Source organism: Ancylomarina longa, from assembly GCF_003996985.1.
Lineage (GTDB): Bacteria > Bacteroidota > Bacteroidia > Bacteroidales > Marinifilaceae > Ancylomarina_A > Ancylomarina_A longa.
Window position 1 is genome coordinate 129,466 of record NZ_RJJX01000010.1, and the last position, 18,994, is coordinate 148,459.

At 35.9% G+C, this 18,994-nt stretch carries 16 protein-coding genes and 5 tRNA genes; 10 read left to right on the plus strand and 11 right to left on the minus strand.

The window, feature by feature from the left end:
* Window positions 1-4: 4 nt before the first annotated feature.
* From narI to DLK05_RS09275, 3 genes are read left to right on the plus strand one after another with little or no spacing between them, the layout of a single operon-like run.
* Window positions 5-700, plus strand: a complete 696-nt coding sequence (gene narI / locus DLK05_RS09265; RefSeq protein WP_127343723.1) for a respiratory nitrate reductase subunit gamma — start codon at window positions 5-7, stop codon at window positions 698-700.
* Between the two features lie 30 nt (window positions 701-730).
* Entirely contained in the window at window positions 731-958 is a 228-nt protein-coding gene (locus tag DLK05_RS18535) for a transposase (RefSeq protein ID WP_209319810.1), read from the plus strand.
* Between the two features lie 50 nt (window positions 959-1,008).
* Complete coding sequence (locus DLK05_RS09275; protein ID WP_127343724.1) at window positions 1,009-1,788, plus strand: hypothetical protein; 780 nt, start codon at window positions 1,009-1,011, stop codon at window positions 1,786-1,788.
* 429 nt (window positions 1,789-2,217) lie between these two features.
* Here DLK05_RS09275 and DLK05_RS09280 read toward each other — a convergent pair whose 3' ends face one another.
* From DLK05_RS09280 to DLK05_RS09305, 6 genes are all read right to left on the minus strand, one after another.
* The gene (locus tag DLK05_RS09280) at window positions 2,218-4,689 is read right to left on the minus strand and encodes a TonB-dependent receptor (protein WP_127343725.1); all 2,472 of its coding nucleotides are present in this window, start codon (window positions 4,687-4,689) and stop codon (window positions 2,218-2,220) included.
* 394 nt (window positions 4,690-5,083) lie between these two features.
* Window positions 5,084-5,875 carry an EFR1 family ferrodoxin gene (locus tag DLK05_RS09285; protein WP_127343726.1) on the minus strand — a complete coding sequence of 264 codons (792 nt, stop codon included), beginning with the start codon at window positions 5,873-5,875 and terminating at the stop codon, window positions 5,084-5,086.
* Between the two features lie 146 nt (window positions 5,876-6,021).
* Window positions 6,022-6,096: transfer RNA gene (locus DLK05_RS09290), tRNA-Arg, on the minus strand.
* A 40-nt stretch (window positions 6,097-6,136) separates the two neighbouring features.
* Window positions 6,137-6,211 (minus strand) — tRNA-Arg (locus DLK05_RS09295).
* Between the two features lie 100 nt (window positions 6,212-6,311).
* Entirely contained in the window at window positions 6,312-8,093 is a 1,782-nt protein-coding gene (locus tag DLK05_RS09300) for an aconitase/3-isopropylmalate dehydratase large subunit family protein (protein WP_127343727.1), read from the minus strand.
* 20 nt (window positions 8,094-8,113) lie between these two features.
* Window positions 8,114-9,922, minus strand: coding sequence for an aconitase/3-isopropylmalate dehydratase large subunit family protein (locus DLK05_RS09305; RefSeq protein ID WP_209319807.1), 1,809 nt, complete (start codon window positions 9,920-9,922; stop codon window positions 8,114-8,116).
* A gap of 184 nt (window positions 9,923-10,106) precedes the next feature.
* Here DLK05_RS09305 and DLK05_RS09310 point away from each other — a divergent pair, with 184 nt between their 5' ends.
* Window positions 10,107-11,279 carry an MFS transporter gene (locus tag DLK05_RS09310; RefSeq protein WP_127343728.1) on the plus strand — a complete coding sequence of 391 codons (1,173 nt, stop codon included), beginning with the start codon at window positions 10,107-10,109 and terminating at the stop codon, window positions 11,277-11,279.
* Window positions 11,280-11,313: 34 nt separating this feature from the next.
* Here the strand turns inward: DLK05_RS09310 and DLK05_RS09315 are convergent, their stop codons facing one another.
* Entirely contained in the window at window positions 11,314-12,081 is a 768-nt protein-coding gene (locus tag DLK05_RS09315; protein WP_235831982.1) for an MBL fold metallo-hydrolase, read from the minus strand.
* A 15-nt stretch (window positions 12,082-12,096) separates the two neighbouring features.
* Window positions 12,097-13,050: a bile acid:sodium symporter family protein gene (locus tag DLK05_RS09320; RefSeq protein ID WP_127343729.1), complete on the minus strand. Its 954-nt coding sequence runs from the start codon at window positions 13,048-13,050 to the stop codon at window positions 12,097-12,099.
* A gap of 175 nt (window positions 13,051-13,225) precedes the next feature.
* Between DLK05_RS09320 and DLK05_RS09325 the strand changes: the two genes are divergently transcribed.
* Window positions 13,226-13,933: an SAM-dependent methyltransferase gene (locus DLK05_RS09325; RefSeq protein WP_127343730.1), complete on the plus strand. Its 708-nt coding sequence runs from the start codon at window positions 13,226-13,228 to the stop codon at window positions 13,931-13,933.
* Between the two features lie 192 nt (window positions 13,934-14,125).
* On the opposite strand, the gene DLK05_RS09330 is transcribed toward DLK05_RS09325, so the two are convergent.
* Window positions 14,126-15,160, minus strand: coding sequence for a DHH family phosphoesterase (locus DLK05_RS09330; protein WP_127343731.1), 1,035 nt, complete (start codon window positions 15,158-15,160; stop codon window positions 14,126-14,128).
* Between the two features lie 309 nt (window positions 15,161-15,469).
* Here DLK05_RS09330 and DLK05_RS09335 point away from each other — a divergent pair, with 309 nt between their 5' ends.
* On the plus strand, window positions 15,470-15,889 hold the full coding sequence (locus DLK05_RS09335) for a nucleoside-diphosphate kinase (protein WP_127343732.1): 420 nt from the start codon (window positions 15,470-15,472) through the stop codon (window positions 15,887-15,889).
* 47 nt (window positions 15,890-15,936) lie between these two features.
* Here DLK05_RS09335 and DLK05_RS09340 read toward each other — a convergent pair whose 3' ends face one another.
* Window positions 15,937-16,227 carry a DciA family protein gene (locus DLK05_RS09340; RefSeq protein ID WP_127343733.1) on the minus strand — a complete coding sequence of 97 codons (291 nt, stop codon included), beginning with the start codon at window positions 16,225-16,227 and terminating at the stop codon, window positions 15,937-15,939.
* A 20-nt stretch (window positions 16,228-16,247) separates the two neighbouring features.
* Complete coding sequence (gene recF / locus DLK05_RS09345) at window positions 16,248-17,348, minus strand: DNA replication/repair protein RecF (protein ID WP_127343734.1); 1,101 nt, start codon at window positions 17,346-17,348, stop codon at window positions 16,248-16,250.
* A gap of 178 nt (window positions 17,349-17,526) precedes the next feature.
* Between recF and DLK05_RS09350 the strand changes: the two genes are divergently transcribed.
* The 4 genes from DLK05_RS09350 to DLK05_RS09365 all read left to right on the plus strand — a co-directional run bounded on the left by DLK05_RS09350 (window position 17,527) and on the right by DLK05_RS09365 (window position 18,929).
* Window positions 17,527-18,219, plus strand: coding sequence for a tetratricopeptide repeat protein (locus DLK05_RS09350; RefSeq protein ID WP_127343735.1), 693 nt, complete (start codon window positions 17,527-17,529; stop codon window positions 18,217-18,219).
* 406 nt (window positions 18,220-18,625) lie between these two features.
* Window positions 18,626-18,707: transfer RNA gene (locus DLK05_RS09355), tRNA-Tyr, on the plus strand.
* 44 nt (window positions 18,708-18,751) lie between these two features.
* A tRNA-Gly gene (locus DLK05_RS09360) sits at window positions 18,752-18,824 on the plus strand.
* Between the two features lie 23 nt (window positions 18,825-18,847).
* Window positions 18,848-18,929: transfer RNA gene (locus DLK05_RS09365), tRNA-Tyr, on the plus strand.
* Window positions 18,930-18,994 lie beyond the last annotated feature (65 nt).

Below are 18,994 nucleotides of genomic sequence, written 5' to 3' on the forward strand. Positions count from 1 at the left end.
TCTTATGGATAATTTTATCAACAACCTGTTATTTACCTATTTGCCACATATTTCGATGACCCTATTTTGGTTTGGTGTAATTACCCGTATTGTAAAATCTCCTCAATCATTGCAGGCCGAATCGAGCCAGTTTCTATCAAAAAAAGGACAACGATGGGGTGGAAATCTGTTTCATTATGGCATTCTAATGGTATTCATCGGACATTTCACGGGTCTTTTCACTCCGGAAAACCTCTATCACATGATGATGACTACTGCCACAAAAAGAGCGTTGGCAATCACAATGGGTTCTATTTTTGGTGTCTCCGCCTTTGCGGGTATCCTCATACTTCTTATCAGACGATTAAAGAATAAAAGACTAAGATTGAACAGCAAGCCACAGGACATTTTGTTGATTGTATTGCTCTTGGTTGAGATAGGACTGGGAATAGTTTCCATATTTATCACAGCTGGTTCTTCCATTGAAAGTTATGCAGAACTAGGCATCTGGGCGCAAAAAGTCATTACCTTTCAACCCGATGCAGGGGCAGTAATTGCAGGTCACAGTCTAATTTACAAGCTGCATATTGTTATCGGACTTTTCATCTTCATGATTTTCCCATACACCAAACTCATGCACATGCTTGTAATGCCTGTCGCTTATTTTTTCAGATCGGGTTATCAACTAGTAAGGCGTGGCTTTACAAAACGGTCAACTTGAAGAAATATGTCGAACACTTTATAGTAGAAGATCAGTTTTGTTAGCAACTATAAAAAATATTTAAGCGGATATAATCAGTGGAATCAGACCTTAAACTTTTTTGGCAACAGGATAACAAATACTTCTGCAGAATCTTTCAATGCTAAAATAAAAGCATTCAGATCAACACGTAGAAGAGTCAGGGATATTAATTTCTTTCTGTTTAGAGTGGCTAAAATAAATGCTTCAGAAGTTAAATCCACTGTATTTTTCAATTGATCCAATAATTCAAGCCCAAACTCATATAATAAAACTTCAAATACAGACTCATGGTAAACCAACAAGATCTGCAAAGCTTACTAAGCGAAATAAATACGATAGATGATTCTAAAATCAAGAAATGTGATATGCCTTTTGAGATTTATATTTACGAGGCCGAACGACTTCACACCAGGGCCAGTACCGATATCGCGCAACTTAGGCATGTTGGTATGCCTACTGATTTATTAGATAAATTATCGACCCGCATTAAAGCCTTACGCCGTGCAAATCTGAATTGGGTAGAACTGACCAATGATAAGAAATTAGCCCGGGAAACATGGAAAGCAGAAGCACCAGGCTTACTGAATTTACGTAAATCGCTAATTGAGAATATGCAATTTGCATACAGAAACAACGCAGATCTACTAAACATACTAGTCAAAATTAAAAATCACCATACTATGGCTGAGTTTTGTTTAGATTTAGCCCGTTTGGCCGCATTGGGAAAAAAGAATCCGGAACCATTAGAAACCATTCATTTCAATCTGGATTTATGTGACGAAGCCATTCAAAAATCAGAACGCATGACCGAACTGCGAATCAATATCGACGGTAAAATGTACATTCCCAACAATATATTGATGATTCGAAACAAAGCCTTCACCTTATTAAAGGAATGTGTTGATGAAATTCGTAGTTACGGGAAGTTTGTTTTTCGCGACAATCCTGAGCTGGCAAAAGCATACAGGAGTCAACACCATAGGGAACGCAATGCCAAAAACTATAAAGACAGGAAAAAAAATAGCCTAAAGAATGAAATGCTGACTCCCAATACAAAAGAGGCTTAATTAAATCTGCTTTTACCGCACCATCTTTATAAACAGATTATTTTAATGAGTAACTAAATTACTCTGCTTATTACATTATATCATTTTATTAATATTTTTTCTATTTGTTGAAATATTAATTGAAATTAATTACAGAATTTATATTTCTGTTGTCAACTGACAGCATAATTTTTTCAACAGATGAAATATTTTTTAATCATTTTAAAAAATTCTTTACGCAATTAGTAATATATACTCACAGACTATATTGTGTAATTATCAATCACTCCTATCTTATCAACAAAAATATTTTTCTAACAATAAATATTCATTTTAAATAAAATGTGCGATAATCAAAACAGAATTAAAAATTTGGAACAAAAAATCTTCCTATTCAAAACTGAATAGGGAGATTTTAATTTAATTGATTGTAAGTAGTTGATCCGGGATTTACATAAATCCACCACCTTGGGTTTCATGCTTATCTCTGTTCTTTCTTCTTTTGGCTTTGTTTTTTCCGCTACCAAATCGGTACGAAAAGCCCAGGTAAGCGGTTCTGCTTTCCCAATGGAATTCACCCGTTTGATTGTATGGTACTTTTGAATCAAACTTAAACTTCATTCCTTTAAAAATATCGTTTACTCTAAAGGTAAAGGTTCCTTTTCCTTTTAAAACCCTGTAACTCGCTCCGGTATTGATCATCCACATTGGATCGACCTTAAATTGCAAGTCTTTTCCTCCTCCACGATACATGGCAAACAACTGAAATCTCAACTTTTTGTTTACTGTAAAACTATTTGAGGCTCTAACATTAAAAGAACTGTTGGTTATTTCAAGATTCTCACCATTTGAAACTCCAGTTTCTTTTTGAATATATAAATCGGAACTGGCATTCATCGACCACCACTTAAAGAATCTATAATTAGCTGATAATTCAAGACCATAACGATCGTTGCTATCGGTATTGTAATACGACAATTCAACCTTTTCCACATCCAATGGATCTTTGTTCAACACTCTCGAAATATTATCATTCACTCTTCGGTAGAATACACCAACGGTAGCTGATCCTTTCTCTAATCCTTTTGTATAATTAAACTCAAATGAATTGGTGAATTGAGGATTCAGTTCAGGATTTCCAAAAGAACTAATCAAAGGCGTACTCCACTCTCTAATTGGATTTACTTGTCTTATCGATGGTCTATCCACTCTACGAGAGTAACTCAATTGAAGTTGATTCTTATCGCTAGGATTGTAAGTGAAGAATACGGAAGGATAAACTGTAAAACGGCTATCGGAATATTTCGCATTCTCATCGCCTTTCATAAACTCGCCATCTACCTCATATTGCTCAATTCGAGCACCCAATTGCATCGAAAAGTTATCTATTTTTTGATTTAAATTGACATATCCCGAATAGATATTTCTGTCATAGGTAAATGCTGAATTGGGTTTTAGCACGGTTTCATACCAATCCCCATTAGGAATTCTATTTCCCATATCATCGTATACAAAATCGTGTTGATTGGTCTTTTTAGAATTATCCGTATTGTTTATTCTAAGTTCCAATCCTAATTCCAGTTTCGTGTTTTCCGAAAGAGGATTTGTATAATCTACATTGAAAAGACTATTGGTGTAATCATTTTTAATATCATCTGAATAATTAGATGTTAAATCAATCGGATTTAATAATTCGGTGTTTGTTGCATCCTCAGGAGAATCACTCTCGCTATATGTGGCTTCAAACTCCAAGCTATGTCCCTCTTTCTCAAAATCGATTTTATAATCCATATTATAGGTTCCTGTGGTATTATCTGTTTCCGATCTAAAAAGGCTTTCATTATCCAGCACATCACCTCTGTATATTTTTGTTGTACCATTCATTAAACCATCGTGAAAATTCTGTGTGGTGTAAAAAGAAAGGGTATTCTTTTTATTCAAATAGATATCAGCTCCAACTTTTAATAACTGAGAATTATTATCACTGTTGAACTCAAAATCCTGTAAGATATCATCAGGCAGAATTACTTGTCCATTTTCATCCACAGCGCTTCTTAATACATCACCATAGTTATTTCTTTTTCCTCCATTCGCACCAAAGTTTAGGAAAAAGTTCACTTCTCCGGTTTTATAATTTAAATCTATTGAACCATTAGAGCGTGTGTTCACTCCGCGTGTTACTCCCATATTTACATTTCCATTAAAGCCAATATTTGCATTCTTATTCAATACGATATTTATAATCCCACTCATTCCTTCAGGATTATACTTGGCAGATGGATTGGTGATTAACTCAATACTTTTAATTGAAGTAGAAGGAATCTGTTGCAACAACTGAGCTGCACTAATATTAGTAGGCTTGCCATCTACCAAAATCCTTACGTTCTCGTTTCCTCTCAAACTCACAGTTCCGGTTTGGCTATCGACACTAACGGATTGCACATTATTTAACACCTCCGAAGCAGTGGCACCGGCAGCAGTTAGATCTTTTCCTACATTAACAACTTTCCTGTCAATTTTCTGAGTTACGGTAGATAGTTCGGCTCTTACCGTAACTTCACCAAGTGCTTTAGTATCTTCTTCAAGTTGAACTATTCCCAATTTATGAGCCGATATCTTAGATGAAAAATCAAGTTCTCTCACAAATGGCTTGTATCCCATGTATTGAATCTCAACAGTATACTTTCCATGAGCAATTTTCTTAATATGAAACTTACCGTTATCATCAGTAATTCCACCAGTAATTATTTTTTGAGTAACATCTCTTATTACCACATTTACATATGGCAATGGCTGATTGGTCTTGGCATCAATAATAATACCGGTTAATGATCCATTTTTATTCCCCTCACCCTTATCCGCTTGCGCAAAACTTGTAATACTGCTCAAAAACAGAATGACAATTAATATTCCTTCTCTCATAATTCTTTTTTTACAATGTTAGTGGTTAATAATAAGACTACATTTAAGATTTAATGGTTACACATTGTCCTTGCAAATCCCCATAATTCACATATCAGACCAAGCCATTACATCCTGTAGTTAATTGGTTAAAGTCATTTCTCAATTCAATACTTCACCACTCATCTTCATACTTAGTGCCAAAAATCGTATCATACACAAAATCAACTAGAAATATTCTTGAGGATTATTTTTTCCGTTCGGTATCGTACAAAGTGTGTACGATTTAGAGTGCTATAAAAACGGGGGGCAAGAAGCACACAGAACTATTTAATAAAAAGAGCTTTTAGAGTCAAGCGTATAAATAGAAAGGATAACAAAACTGCTATCCTTTCAATTCTTTCGCTTATATCTTTTAGATAAAAAATTCAGGTTCTTTTCGCTCTTTACAATTACTCACAAGTCGGTTTGTAATATCTACGATTACCGGATGTTCGAAAATACGAGCAAAGGTAGGACAGGCTTTTACACAAGCACAACAGCGAATACAAGCTTCTGAATTAGTAACCACCTTATCGGTCACATCAATAACATCTACCGGACACACATCTGCACAAATACCACACAAGTCACAAAGTTCCTCCTTAGTAGTTGGAGCAATATCCGGCATTTGTCCTCTTTTCTTGTAAGGAACATCACCGGGTACATTACAAATTTCAAATCCATTTATTTCCCCATCTTGTATTTTCACCAATAGATTCTCTGCAAATTGTTTTGCTTTTAACAAATCATCCTCATCCGGTCGATTTTTAGCTATCGGTTTATTTTCAGTTGAATAGGAATGTTCTCCAATAAAAGAAGCTGCTGCAAAAGGAGTAAAACCAATTTCTGTAGCAACATCTTTTAATTCAATTAAAGCATCGTCGAAAGCTCTGTTTCCATAAACAGCTACCAATACAACAGGTGCACTTTTAACTTCAAATTTCCTCAATTGTTCCAAAGCTTGTTCCGGCACACGCCCGGAATATACAGGAATTCCTATAATCGTAAGCTCATTCTCAATTTTTGAATTCACAGAAATAGTAAAACCTGCAGGAGTTATATCAAATTCGTTTATTTGTTGGGCACCTAATCCCTGTCCAATGGTTTTTACTATTTTTTTACTCGTCCCGGTTGGGGAAAAGTAAATCAAATTGACAATTTTCATATTCTATCCTAATTTCAAAATCGCACACTATTGTAAATACAACACAAATTAATAAATTAAAAATCGGCCAAAAGTTATAAAATCATGATGATAATTTGGAATTATTAAGCACAAAAAAAGGATAGTAAAAATACTATCCTTTTTCGTGATCCAGCCAGGATTCGAACCTGGGACCCATAGCTTAGAAGGCTATTGCTCTAATCCAACTGAGCTACTGGACCATTACCTACTTTGTACTGTTTTTGCCTTAAAAAAATGGTGTGATCCAGCCAGGATTCGAACCTGGGACCCATAGCTTAGAAGGCTATTGCTCTAATCCAACTGAGCTACTGGACCATTCCTTAAAAGGCGATGCAAATATAGGTATTTATTGCATTCCTAAACAAATGTTTTTATGATTTTTTTCACTTTAAATAGCACGACATCTAGTAATAGATTAGGATTCAGAGCGTATCCAATTTACCAGACCTTTGTGGCTTATGATTTGCCTTAATTTATCAGGCATTGGTGGGATCGGAAACTGTCTGTCTCCTATTTGTATGCTCCCTTCTTGAAAATCAACACTTATCACATCTCCTTTATGATAATTTTCAACCATTTCACGATCTACAATTAAAAATAAGCCCTGATTAATAGCAGAACGATAAAAGATCCTATTCACTGATTTTACGATTACGGCTTGTACCCCTGCAAAGGCAAGTCCAACAGCTGGATGTTCGCGAGAACTACCACAGCCAAAATTCTCACCGCCAAGCAGAATATCACCTCGCTGTAAACGATCAGAAAAACTATCATCAAAGCCTTTAAAAAGATATGGCAAGATAGCAGCTGCATCAGAGCTAAGCACATTATAAGTGAGATTTCCGGCAAACATTTGATCTGTATTTAAATGATCCACATCCGAATAATCCCAAATACCACCAGTTTTCCGATCTTCCCCAGCTTTAATAAAAATGGTTGGACTTTGTTGTTTTTTATAAGGATAGGTTTCTGCTGCGGAGTTCTCTTCTCTTGAATCTGTAATCTCACCTGTAAGTGCAGAATGTGCTACTGTAGCGGGAGAAGCCAAATAAATCTCAGCATTTTTATTTCCCATACGACCTAAAAAATTCCGGTTTGCAGTAGAAATCACGGAGAATCCATCCGCTGGGATTCCTTGTCCGGTTCCCAAACATGGTCCACAGGATGCACCAAGAATATTCGCTCCGGCTTTTATCAAGTTGGAAATAATTCCCTCCTCAATAGCTTGTAGATAAATCTCCTTAGAAGCAGGTGCTACCAAGAGTTGAAAACCAGATGCAACGTGCTTTCCCTTCAGAATTTTAGCTGCTATTCGCAAGTCTTCTATTCGTCCATTGGTACAGGTTCCTATCAATCCCTGATGAAGCTTTGTGCCTTTCAATTCGCTAACGGCTTTCACATTATCCACATGATGAGGAGCAGCAGCCAATGGATACAAGTCATTCAGATTAATTTCCAATTCCCTGAAATAAGTGGCATCCTCATCAGCCCAAACACCTTTTACTTTCTCTCCATAAAAATCCGACAAAACCTCATCGGGAGGAAATACAGCATTCTTCGCACCCATTTCCGAAGCAAGATTTGCAAGTGTCATTCTCTCGGCTATCGATAAATTTTTCACACCAGATCCATGATATTCAATAGACATATAATTGGCTCCGGCTGATCCGAGCATTCCAATAATCCATAGGGAAAGATCTTTGGCATAAACTCCTTTTGGGAACTTTCCCCTCAAAGTAATTTTGATTGATTCCGGTACACGAAACCAGGTTTCCCCACGTTTCCACAATCCAGCAGCCTCGGTTCTGTCGATTCCTGCTGCCATGGCATTAAAGGCACCGGCGGTGCAAGTATGACTATCACTACCAACAATTATCATCCCTGGTTTGGCATGATAGGACATAATTTGATGACAGATTCCACTACCGGCATCATAAAAATTAGGGATGTCCTGTTCTTTCACCAAATCTCTTATTGCCTGATAGTCGGTTGCCAGTTTGGCATTGGTTGGCGGTGCATTATGGTCTAAAACCACTAATAGCTGCTTGGGATCATTTATCTTCTCCCCACCCATCTTTTCGAAAGTCTTGCGAATACTGGCGGTATTGTCGTGGGTTAATACGATATGTGGCTTTTTGAATACGATGCTTCCACATTTAGCCCAAAATATTTTTTCAACGAAAGTTAGATTTTGCATGATAATAATATGGTAAAAAGTTAAAATAATCCGCCATTCTGATAAATTTCCAGCTGTACTTCGGAGAATCCTTCGCCTTGTACGGAAATATCTTTAGTGAGATTCACCAGTTCTCCGGTTTCAAAATCTACACTTATTTTATCTCCATCAGCAAGCTTTAATTCTAAAATATCAGTACAGGTAACAATAGGAAAAGCAGCATTAATAGCATTTCGCTCATAAATGGCACCATAAGATTCTGCGACAATTGCTTGTACGCCCAAAGATTTGAAACAATCTACTGCCTGTTGACGAGAACTTCCGCTTCCAAAATTTTTGTGAACTACTACGATATCTCCAACTTGTACTTTGCTTGCAAAATCTTCGTAACCTTTTAGATTATCGAAGGTATATTGTCCCATCTCCTCCATTTGTGTAATGGTGAGATAGCGGTTGTGATAAATCATATCCGTATCGATATTATCCATGGGAATATACCAAACGCGGCCTTCCACCGATTTTGGCTTATTAGCATCAAATATAGAATGATGCAAGGCCGGTTCCACAATTTTTTCAGACGTTATATCATGAATACATGGAGTTTTCGGAATCTGATCGTAGGGAACGATACAACCTGCAATAGCAGAAGCAACAACAGTTGCAGGGGATGCCAAATAAACATCTCCTTTCCCCTGCTTACCAGGGAAATTGCGATTTCCGGTACTAATGGTTACTTCCCCTTCGCCATTCTGTCCAACCTGACCGGCTGCACATCCGGCACATCCGGCATTAGACACCATGGCACCTGCTTCTTTAAAGATATGAATGAGCCCTTCCTTTAAACAAGTCTTCCATATTTCATCGGTTGCCGGAACAATTTTAAAAACAACTTCAGGAGCAATTTTTCTGCCCTTCAAAATACTTGCTGCAATACGAAAATCTTCCATTCGTCCGTTAGTGCAACTACCAATAAAAGCAGAATCGATTGGAGTTCCTTTAGCTTCTGACACTGGAACCGTATTGTGTGGTTCTCCTGGCAAGGACACTCTGGCAACAAAACTCTCCAGATTTAATTCATAAACCTGATCGTAATGCGCATCCGCATCTACTCTCACCACTTCTAATTTCTTTCCATTTCGAAACTCACTATATTCCATAATTGCCTCGTTGGGCGTAAATAAGATGATAATGCATCCCATTTCAGTAGCCATGGAAGCAATTGTAATTCTTTCATCTAATGTAAAACGATCAACCTCTTCGCCATAAATTTCCACTGCACAACCTAATAAAGAATTTGCTCCAAAACGATTCAATAAACCCAAAACAATATCCTTTGCAAAAACTCCTTTCGGACGCTTTCCATTCAAATTAATCTTTACGGATTTAGGAACTTTAAACCATACTTTCCCATGGTGAAAAGCAGCCGCGATATCCTTATCGCCCATTCCCTGACCAAATGCACCAATAGCTCCAAGAATATTCGCATGAGAATCGGTAGTTACAGCAGTAGTTCCGGAATAAGCCAAACCTTTTTCAATAAGCGTATGTGTTCCTATTCCATTATTAATATCAAAAACTTTGAGACCATTATCACGGGCAAACAACCGACAAATCTGCTGGTTTACAGCATATTTTTGATCCGAACCAGTTGGATTACAATCAAAAGTGAAAAAAGTTTTTTCCGGATCGGCTACCTTCAATTGATAATCATGAATATTCTTCACAACATTAGCACCACCAAAATCTCTTGCTACACGAATATCAATATCGATATCAACAATATCTCCTGGTTTCACAAAACTCTCCTTAGAGTGATTTGCTATAATTTTTTCAATTAATGTCATTCCCATAGTTCAAATATTTATGAGTTACTGAATTACCGTATCAATCTACTAAATTTAATGCAATTCTGAAATGATAAAATCCACTCTGGCAATTTGAATTCCTACGCTATAAATAATTCGTAAACTTATTCTAGCCAAAGTCCTCTTCTATTTCCTCAAAGAATTTATCTTTGCAGCTCAAATCCCTTGTATGAGCAGCACTTACTCCGGAAATATACCCAAATTATACCTGATAAAAATTGCGAAATGGTTTATGCTAACCATGCCTGTCATTGTACTTTTTTATCAGGAAAACGGTTTAAATATGCAGGATGTGCTTACTTTAAAAGCCATTTATTCTGTTGCTGTTGTGATATTGGAAATTCCTTCGGGATATGCAGCAGATGTGTGGGGAAGAAAGAAATCGCTTATTCTGGGGGCTATTCTGGGATGTCTGGGATTTATTATCTATTCCTTTAGCTATGAATTTATCGGATTTTTAGCTGCAGAATTGATTTTGGGAATTGGAAGTAGCTTTATCTCCGGTTCAGACTCGGCAATGCTTTACGACAGTCTGCTGAAAATAAATAAAGAAGACCAGTATTTAAAACAGGAGAGCAGGATAATGTCTGTTGGGAATTTTGCCGAAGCCCTTGCTGGCATTGCCGGTGGTAGTCTGGCATTGATAAGTCTGCGAACCCCGTTTATCTTCCAATCCTTTATTGCTTTTATTGCAATTCCTGCTGCATTTTTACTCTTAGATCCAAAGTCGCTTGCAACAAAGCCGAAAGCAGGGTTTATACACATCTTGTCTATTGTAAAATTCGCACTTTGGGACAATGTGAAATTACGATGGAATATTGTGCTTTCTTCTGTTATTGGTAGCGCAACATTAACGCTTGCCTGGTTTATTCAACCTTACCTTAAAGATTTGAATATGGAAGTCAGTGCTATTGGAGTTATCTGGACCTTGCTAAATCTGACTGTTGGTGCAGTTGCACTTTTGGCTTATAAAATAGAACGCTATCTCGGGAAAAGAAGAACTTCCTTATTTATTGTTGTTGGAATTTCACTTGGATTTATACTAACCGGATGGTTTCATTCCCTCATAGGAATTGCGTTTCTGTTTTTCTTTTACTTTGTTCGGGGTATTGCGACTCCCGTATTAAAAGATTACATCAATCGAATTACCGCTTCGGAAATGAGAGCTACAGTACTTTCAGTTCGCAATTTTATTATCAGAATCTGCTTTGCAGTCATCGCCCCATTTCTGGGATGGTATAATGATCATTTCAGCATTTCATCCGCCCTAATTATAGCAGGAATTATCTTTTTTATATTGGGAAGTATTAGCTTGATTTTTATTGGTAAAACCGAAAAATAAGACTTTACGAACGATCTTTATTACAAAATTGGTGTCAATCAATTTCAATTTCCAATTGATCGTAAGCCAGAAAAACATTGTCCGGCAATTCCGCTTGCACTTCATCATGAAAACCCATCTGATGACTGATATGAGTAAAGTAAGCTTTCTCTGGTTTCAACTCTTTCACCAGTTCCAATGCTTCGGAAAGAGTAAAATGAGAAATATGCTTTTCTTTCCGAAGGGCATTCAGTATTAATACTTTCGCGCCTTTCATTTTCTCTTTTTCTTCCATAGCAATATAGTTCGCATCGGTGATGTAAACCAAATCTCCTATTCGATAACCATAAACTGGTAATTTGAGATGCATTGCACGAATCGGCTGTATTTTTGTTCCATTAATATGAAAAGCCTCATTGGTAACATCAATTAAATTCATTTGCGGTATTCCCGGATATTTAAATTCTGCAAATACATACGAAAATTCTTTTCGTAAAGATGTCTGTACTCGTTTCTCCGCATAAATATTCACGGCTTCCTTATTTACCCAATTAAAGGCACGAATATCATCCAAACCTGCAGTGTGATCTTTATGCTCGTGTGTGAATAGTATGGCTGAAATATTTTCCACCCCAGCCCTCAGCATCTGATATCGAAAATCGGGACCACTATCAATCACCAGATTTTGACCATCAACATGAATTAATACAGAAGCTCGAAGTCGTTTATCCTTAAAATTAGTGGATTTACATACAGGGCATTTACAAGCAATAATAGGAACTCCCTGAGAAGTTCCAGTACCAAGAAAAGTTAATTTTATCATAATCAAATTTCATTCCTAATTTGCTCTGTTTGATTTCCCTGATACTTTTTTTGCATCCTGAATCTCTTTTCGAATAGATAGGTATAGTAGGTATAATAGTACAAAAACTGCCATCACCGCAGAAGGAATTGCAGCTTCTTTCCCAAATAATGTAAGTGCAGTAACAACAGCAAATCCAGAACTTTTTATTGTTACCAGTAGATTCTGTGTCATCGCTATGGGAGCAGAAATGCCAACTTTCCGACTAAAAAACTCATAAAACCAACCCAATCCGAATATTCCCAGGAACAAAACCAGAGAAACCAATAAGAGTACTTCAAAATTAGAAAAAAATACTTGCCTGTTCAGCCCTACAGCAGTAAAAATTAACAAAGCAAATCCCCAATCTACAATTTTACCACGTGTCTTCTCTACAACGGGTTTAATTGGCTTCCATAAAAGAAGACGAGAAAGGATTAAAGGAATTAATACCAATTTCACCATCGCCATAAACAACACCAGAGGATCTATCCCTCCATCCATATCGGCAAAAATGCCAACAATTAGAGGAGCCAGAAATATAGAGGAGATAAAAGCACCCAATAAACCGACGATAGAATACTTCAGATCACCATCTAATATGTGGGAAAAAGGAATGACTGCTAATCCGGGAGGAGTAGCAGCTATTACAACAAAACCGAGAAATAATTCAGGAGTTGGCATCAACCAATAGGACAAACTAATAACAACAGCACCAAAAACAATAAAATTAAGAAATGCACCAATCAGCATTGGTTTTATCATCGCTTTTAATGGAAACATCGCTTTTGTTGAAATCCCTGTGGTAGAGAAAGTCATTACTATTGCCAGAATATAAAAAGTATAATCTTTTAACTCGTTCGCCCAATCTCCTAACCACAAGCCAAGCACAACGGCAAGCACCAAGATGAAGTTTCGATTTAATATTATTTTAGCTGCTATTTGTTTCATTTTGCAATCTTACACCATAGATAAAGTGCAAAGATGAAATAAAAATAAAGTAAATCAAAATTATTAAGAATGATTACAAATAACAAAACTGTTAGATTAATCCTGATCATCACTAAGCTTATTAAAGCCATCAAATAAAGCAGTATTTTTGTACATTTGCCGAAAATAGACAAGTATGAAGGGTAAACTTTATTTAATACCAACCACTCTGGGAGATACTCCAATTGATCAGGTTATTCCGAAAGAAGTTCAGGATTTAATTCCTGGTCTTAAGCATTTTATTGTGGAAAATATTAGAACCGCAAGGCGATATCTGAAAAAGGTAGATACCAAAATCAATATCGACGAACTTAGTTTTTATGAGTTAAATAAACACAGTTCTCCGAATGAAATATCAGGATACTTACATGCTATTTCGGAAAATAATATTGGTGTAATTTCTGAAGCTGGGTGTCCTGGTGTTGCAGATCCAGGAGCAGATGTGGTAAAACTTGCCCATGAAAAGAATATTGAAGTCGTTCCATTAGTTGGACCATCCTCCATTCTATTATCTCTTATGGCTTCCGGATTTAATGGTCAGAATTTTGCTTTTAACGGATACCTGCCCATCAAATCAGAGGAGCGAATCAAAAAAATTAAACAATTAGAATCCAGATCCTTGAACGAAAATCAAACGCAGATTTTTATTGAAGCTCCTTATCGTAACAATAAGCTATTAGAAGATTTAATACAGAACTGTAATAGTGCAACCAAAATATGTGTGGCAATGGATATCACCATGGAAAGCGAATTTATTAAAACCTTACCTGTAAAAGCCTGGAAAAATCAAGATATTGATATGCATAAGAAACCAACCATCTTTCTTTTATATCGTGAGAAATAAAAAACAGCGCAGATAAAAAAATCTGCGCTGCGAACATCATAGTTAAAAATTCAGGTTATAATCCCAATCATCTCAAACCGGGATTATTTCTTAATTATTCTATCAAATCTTAACCCTAAAACTTGACTTTCTATTCCATTTCAAAACAAATATCATACCAGTAGAGTTGTTTTGAATTCTAAATTGCCTTGGTCATAATTCCAATGATTGATAAAATTCGGGTAGCACTTCTTTAAACTTTGATATTGCAACATCCAATTTTTTATTGGTTCTGCCTCCTGCAGCATTCATGTGCCCACCTCCGTTAAAATATTCTCTGGCAAGCTTATTTATAGGTACATTCCCTTTTGATCGAAATGATATTTTCACCATATCATCTTTCTCTATAAATATTACAGCAACACGAATATCCCTAATGGATAAAGGATAGTTCACAAAACCTTCTGTATCTCCATCTCTATAATTAAAACGCTTTAAATCTTCTTTCGTGAGTTTAATTATAGCTGTTTGATATTCACTCAATACTTCCAATCCCTGATCCAAACAATGTCCGAGTAATTTCATCCTGTCGATAGAAAAATTATCATACACATTGGAATGAATTTTACTCTTATCAATACCACGGAACAAGAGAGCACCAACAATTTGATAAGTTCTTGGTTGAGATGAATTATAGCTTAAACCACCCGTATCAGTAACGATACCGGTGTAAATACACTCAGCGATACTTTCATCTATCATAGACAAGTCACCGAGCGCCTCAATAAATTCAAACATCAATTCACAAGTAGAACACATGGTAATATCCGAAAACATTATATCGACTTTTGCCTCTGGTTCCGGATGATGATCAATCATGATTTTTTTCGTATCACACGATTCTAAATATCCTTCCAGATCACCAGACCTCTTAAAGGAATTGTGATCTACCATAAAAATAAGATTCGACTCCTTTAAATACACATCGGCATCTTTCTTATCTTTTGTATAAACCATTACCTCCGAATTTCGGGGTAACCAATTTAAGAAAACAGGATAAGCACTAGGACTAATTATCTTACATTGCCTTCCTTTTTTTTGTAAATATTGATACAAAGCCAAAGAGGATCCAATAGCATCACCATCGGGACCGGAATGGGGTATAATTGATATTTGTACCGCATTATTCAATAATTCTTTCGCTTCACGAATTAGATCTTTGTCAATCCTATTGCGCAATTCATTCATTCTATTTCTCGTGATTGATTAAAAAATAAGAGGTAAAGATACAACACATCATTAAAACATTAGTGAAAGACTATAAATTGATTTCCCGAAACAAAACCTCCTGCGCATAATAAGACGAAATAAAATTAACACATCAATACTTCAGGATACCATTTATTATCATTCCATTCTCTTAATAATAAATGAATTTCTCGTTTTACATCATCTCAAATTAGACCAGTTTTGCTTTTTTGGATTTGTTTAACGAATGCTTGCACGCTTTATCAGAATGTTTAAATTTGTGTACGAAACATTTAACTATTCACATATATGAGAAGCGATAGAACTTTTACAATGATTAAACCAGATGCTGTTGCAAATGGATATATCGGTGCTATTTTGGCAAAAATAAATAAAGGAGGATTCCGCATTGCAGCCATGAAGTATACCCAAATAACAAAAGATCAAGCGATGAAATTTTATGAGGTTCATAAAAATCGTCCTTTCTATAATGAACTAACGGATTTTATGAGTTCTGGTCCGATTGTGGCAGCAATACTTGAAAAAGAAAATGCTGTTGCTGATTTTAGAACACTAATTGGAGCTACGAATCCGGCAGACGCAGCAGAAGGAACCATTAGAAAAGAGTTTGCAGAATCTATGTCGAATAACGCTGTTCATGGTTCTGATAGTAATGAAAATGCTGCAATAGAAGGAGCATTCTATTTTTCCGATATGGAAATTATTTAAATAGACAAATTAAAATATATAGCGCATCAGTCATTCTGCTGCGCTTTTTATCGTAATACAATGTCATCAATTACGTGAGCCTTTACTTCCCTGTTGAGTGCTTTTATCAATCCTTCCCGAATAATTAGCAACTCATTTCGGATGATGGAGGAACGAATCTTCACAAACAATTTTCGGTTTCGAATATAAATATCAGTAGTAGCATTTGCAACATTTTTACCAATCACTTTCTCCCAGGATTTTATCAATTCGTACTCCTTAAGCTTACCATCCAGTTTGGATTCTTTTAAAACCTGTAGAATTAACTCATCTATTTTTTGCGTATTACTCCTTCTCATGCCAGTTTTCTTAAATAGTACTAATTTATAATTCCACCCTTGTCGATAACAAACAATTGATACTCCAATGCATTCCCGGATAATATATTGTCCAGGTGATCCCGATTGGTATCTGAAATAAAAATCTGACCAAAGCGTTCCTCTGATACAAGTTTCACTATCTGTTCTACTCTACTCGAATCCAATTTATCAAAAATATCATCGAGTAATAAAATTGGATTGAAGTTGGCTATTTGCTTAATAAATTCGAATTGAGCCAATTTTAACGCAATAAGATAAGTCTTAATTTGACCTTGCGATCCCATTTTCTTGATAGGAAAATTCCCCAAATTTAACTCCAGATCATCCTTATGAATTCCAACTGTAGTATATTGCATCACCTGATCTTTCCATCTCGCATTTGCGAGCAAATTACCCATCGAATGATCATGAAGTTGAGATTTATATTCCAAACTCACACTTTCATTTCCTTGAGAAATAATAGCGTAATACTCCTGAAACACAGGCATTAACTTATTGAGGTAATCTTTCCTTTTGGCATAAATAGCAGCTCCTAAAACCTTCATTTGCTCATCCCAAATGCTTAAGGTGTCTTCGTCAAATTTAGTGCCTGCTCCAAAATCTTTCAATAATTTATTTCTTTGCTGCACCACACGATTATAACGTATCAAATCTTCCAAATACTTACGATCATATTGCGAAATCACACTATCCATATACTTTCTGCGTTCCTCGCTGCCATCGGTAATCAAACGGCTATCTGCTGGAGATACCATAACAATTGGCAGCAAACCAATATGTTCTGATAATTTTTTGTATTCCTTCTTATTTCGTTTGAAATTCTTTTTTTGTCCTCTTTTCACACCACAATAAACCAACTCTTCCATCTCTAATCGGTGATACTTCCCCTCTAACACCATGAATTGCGCATCATGATTTATATTCTGTTGATCGGTAGAAGAAAAATAACTCTTGCAAAAACTTAAATAATAAACTGCATCTAGCAAATTTGTCTTGCCAACACCATTGTTTCCAATAAAACAATTGATTTTGGGGGAGAAATTAACCTCCAGATCCAGAATGTTTTTATAATTAATAAGAGATAGATTATCCAGATACATGCTTAGAGAATATTAAGTATAGCTGCAAAATTAAGAAATTAAATCAATTCGAAACTGCCAGTAAAAGGTATTCTTTTGTTCTCAACAAGGTCTCATTTTTTATAATAAACATGCTTTATATTTGTTAAAAAAAATTACATTTGCGATAGAAAAAAATAAAACTATTAATTATTTGAGCATGTCAAAAAATAAAAACAAACAAGTATCTGAGGATAATTTTGAAAATTTAGAAGAGGTATTAAGTAAGACCGAACAATATATCGAGAACAATCAGAAAAAACTTACTACTATAGCTCTAGGAATTGTGCTAATTGCAGTAGCTGTTTTCGCATATCAGAAATACTATGCAGCTCCACTTGAAAAACGTGCACAAGATCAGCTTTTTCAAGCTCAAAGATATTTCGAACAAGATTCTTTTAAACTAGCTTTAAATGGAGATGAAAATTACCCTGGATTTTTAGATATCACGGACGAATTTGGTTCTACTGCTGCAGGAAATCTATCATATTATTACGCTGGAATATCCTATTTAAGAATAGGCGAATTTCAAAAAGCAATCGACTTTTTAGAAGGATTTAGTTCTGATGACTTTATTCTAAGTTCACTTTCAAAAGCTGCAATTGGAGATGCTTATATGGAATTGGGTGATAATGATAAAGCCGCTGCAAGCTATATGGAAGCAAGTTCTTTTAATGCGAATAGTTTTACTACTCCTATCTATCTTCAAAAAGCTGGTATTGCTTACGAAATGATTGGAGATTATCAAAATGCATTAAGTGCATATCAAACTATTGAAAAAGACTTCTCTAAATCTCCTGAAGCTCGCGACGTTGAAAAATACATCACACATGCTAAGTTGATGATGAAATAGACTAATAAAAATATACTGATACAAACGAAGATCTTTTTGGTCTTCGTTTTTTTTTACCCAAATCAATAAATACAAACCATTCTAAACTGATTTGAAATACCATCTTCCCAAATATAGAATGTAAACTCATCAAACGTTTAAATTGAGCTAGACTTCCTCTTTCAAGGATCAAATCGACAAAAACCAACACACCTGCATTTATTCTAAATTATAGAATCGCAGTTCATCAATAGTCCCCTCTAAAAAAAATCAATAGGCCTCAAAAAATATTCCTTAGGAAATCAAACACTTACATAAGTAAATGCATTTTTTTCAAAAAAATAATCTCGCACCCCTTGTATATTGTGCCAAAGCTCCTATATTTGCATCCGCAATCGAGAAACAAAGTTCTTTACAAATTGCTTTTGGGGAGATACCAAAGTGGCCAACTGGGGCGGACTGTAACTCCGCTGACTTCGTCTTCGTAGGTTCGAATCCTGCTCTCCCCACTCCAGATTGATTGAAAACGTTCAATCAATAAAAATATTACCATGCGGGAATAGCTCAGTTGATAGAGCATCAGCCTTCCAAGCTGAGGGTCGCGGGTTTGAGTCCCGTTTCCCGCTCATTTTTTTTGAAATATTTTTTTGGGGAGATACCAAAGTGGCCAACTGGGGCGGACTGTAACTCCGCTGACTTCGTCTTCGTAGGTTCGAATCCTGCTCTCCCCACTTTGATTTTGATTGAAAACGTTCAATCAATAAAAATATTACCATGCGGGAATAGCTCAGTTGAT